Source organism: Paraburkholderia dipogonis (assembly GCF_042680985.1).
Taxonomy (GTDB): Bacteria; Pseudomonadota; Gammaproteobacteria; order Burkholderiales; family Burkholderiaceae; genus Paraburkholderia; species Paraburkholderia phytofirmans.
The window spans coordinates 1-2,489 of the sequence record NZ_JBHUFR010000057.1; the positions used below are offsets into that span (position 1 = coordinate 1).

The 2,489-nt window shown below is 60.1% G+C and carries 3 protein-coding genes; all 3 read left to right on the forward strand.

Annotated elements, in window-relative coordinates; all coding sequences use genetic code 11:
* On the forward strand, positions 1 to 531 hold a 531-nt coding region (locus tag ACFSNN_RS41305; RefSeq protein ID WP_377779232.1), incomplete at its 5' end, for a transposase.
* Complete coding sequence (gene tnpB, locus ACFSNN_RS41310) at positions 507 to 863, forward strand: IS66 family insertion sequence element accessory protein TnpB (protein WP_134456637.1); 357 nt, start codon at positions 507 to 509, stop codon at positions 861 to 863. The genes ACFSNN_RS41305 and tnpB, both read left to right, overlap by 25 nt.
* Positions 864 to 893: 30 nt before the next feature.
* Positions 894 to 2,474, forward strand: coding sequence for an IS66 family transposase (tnpC, locus tag ACFSNN_RS41315; protein ID WP_134456638.1), 1,581 nt, complete (start codon positions 894 to 896; stop codon positions 2,472 to 2,474).
* Positions 2,475 to 2,489: the final 15 nt, after the last annotated feature.

The following is a 2,489-nucleotide window of genomic DNA, read 5'->3' on the forward strand; positions in this document are numbered from 1 at the left end:
AGTGTCCGCGTGGACACATGCACTCAGACCGCAATGAACGAGAATCGAGACCTCCGCAGCAGGCTGGTCGTTGGCCAGAAACGGGATGGCCGGCGCGAATTTAATGAGGATGCTGTACGGGAACTGGTCGCACTATGCCTGAAGCCGGGCGTGTCGATCGCGCGTGCGGCCATGGACCACGACGTCAACCCGAACCAGTTACGTCGGTGGATCACGCGCTATCAGCATCAGATCCTGCACGATTCCCGGGAGCCAGACCCAATGGTAATTGATGGCGTCTCGATCGACGTTCCTGCTCCGACGGTCAGAGGCCCCAGCAATGCAAGTACCTTACCGGTGTTTGTTCCCGTCATCTCTGCGCCAGTGTCGCCGTCGACACCGTCTACTCCGGTCGCGTCGATAGCGCTCGCGCTGCATGTTCGGTTACCCAACGGTGTCGAACTCGACTTCGGCGAGACTGGCGTTGAAGAGATCACGACGATCATCGAGGTGCTCGGGAGGCTGGCGTGTTCCGGTTCGACGAAGGTCTGAACGTCTATCTGCATCGCGATCCCGTCGATTTCCGATACGGAATGAACAGCCTGTCGATTCTCGTGGAGCAGGCGATGGGCCTCAATCCGATGGATTCGTCGCTCTACGTGTTCACGAATCGGCGATGTGATCGTATCAAGATCCTGGGCTGGGATCACAACGGATTCTGGCTATTGCTCAAGAGGCTCGAAGAAAAGGACCGCTTCGTCTGGCCCGACAGTAGCACCGGGGTCGTCACGCTGGACGTCGAGCGGTTGCAGTGGCTACTCAAGGGCGCGGACATTGCCGCGCTTCGGCGCCATCCGAAACGACATTATGCTCGTGTGAGTTGAACACGACATTGGCGTGCCGGTCTAAGCGACATGCCGATCAACGTCACCCTCTCTGCCGACGAGCTCAAGGCACTCCTGGCGATGCGCGAGGAGCACGCTGCGCTTCAGCAGGAACGTGACGAGCTACGCAGCACGCTGCGACTCGTGACAGCGGAGCGTGACCTCGCGGAGGAGCGCTTACGGGCTTACCGCCGCGAGCTGTTCGGTGCAAAGAGCGAAGCGCGGGATTCTGATCAATACGGCTTGTTCAACGAAGCTGAGGCGCTCGGTGCAAGCTCCACGCCCGCGCAGGAAGACACACCGGAAACGAAGGTTGGCGCGCACACTCGCAAGAAGCGTGGCCACCGCAAGCCGCTCGATCCCAGTCTGCCGCGCGATGTCGTGCGGCACGAACTGCCCGAAGCCGATCGCTTCTGCGCCAACGACGGTCACGCGCTTGTGGAGATCGGAGTTGAAACCAGCGAACAGCTCGACGTGATCCCGGAGCAGCTCCGCGTCATCCAGCACCAGCGCGTCAAGTATGCCTGCCCGTGCTGCGATCTTGGCATCAAGGTCACGCCAGCGCCGCCGCGCATCATCCCACGAGGACTCCTGAGCGAATCGGCGATTGCGTGGATCGCTGCCGGCAAGTATCAGTTCGGGATGCCACTCTACCGTCAGGCCGGCCTGCTGCGACGCTTCGGCGGCGACATCTCATCGAACACCATCGCAGCAAGCATCGTCCGTGTCGGGCTCGCGACGCAACCTGTGATCAACCTGATGCGCGATGCGTTGCTCGATGCCGATCTGATCTACTGCGACGAGACGACATTCCAGGTCCTGAAGGAGAAGGGACGCAAGCCACAAACAAAGAGCTATCTCTGGGCGCAGATGACCGGTTCGGGCACGCCGATCTGCTGCTTCACCTACACGCCCGGACGAGGTGCAAAGCTGGCTGACAAGCTGTTCGTCGGCGTGCGTGAAGGAGCGGCCCTGATGACCGACGGATACGAGCCCTATAACGGCATTGCCCAGCGTTACCAACTGGTGCACATCGGATGCTGGGTTCATTGCCGACGCTACTTCGTCAAGGCAGAGGACAATGTGCCCAAGGCAGCGCGCTCGCCCGATCTTCTCGCGACGCGCTTCATCAAGCTGATCGGAAAGTTGTTCGTTGCCGAGGCGCGTAGCGCGAAATGGAAAGCCGACAGGCGGCAGCGATTGCGACGACGGTACAGTGCACGCGTGCTCGACGCCATCCACAATCTGATGCTCGAGCAATCGCCCGGTGTCGTGCCCAACAGCTTGCTCGGCAAGGCGCTAACCTACCTGCGCGAACAGTGGCCGAAGCTGATCCGATACATCGAGAACGGCGACTGGCCCATATCGAACAATCCCTGCGAAAATTCCATTCGCCCCTTCGTAATAGGTCGCAAAGGCTGGATGTTCGCGGATACTGTAGATGGCGCTAACGCGAGTGCCAATCTGTATTCCCTGGTTGAAACGTGCAAAGCCAACGGCATCGACCCGTATCGTTACTTCACATGGCTGTTCAAGCGGCTACCTCTGGCAAAGACCGTCGACGACTACGACGCGCTGCTTCCCTGGAAAATCCCTGCGGACCTTCGCTAACCCAACGCCGCGTTT

Bases quoted from the DNA above. Each gene is read 5' to 3' on its own strand.
- tnpC (WP_134456638.1), top strand. From the start codon at position 894: ATGCCGATCAACGTCACCCTCTCTGCCGACGAGCTCAAGGCACTCCTG.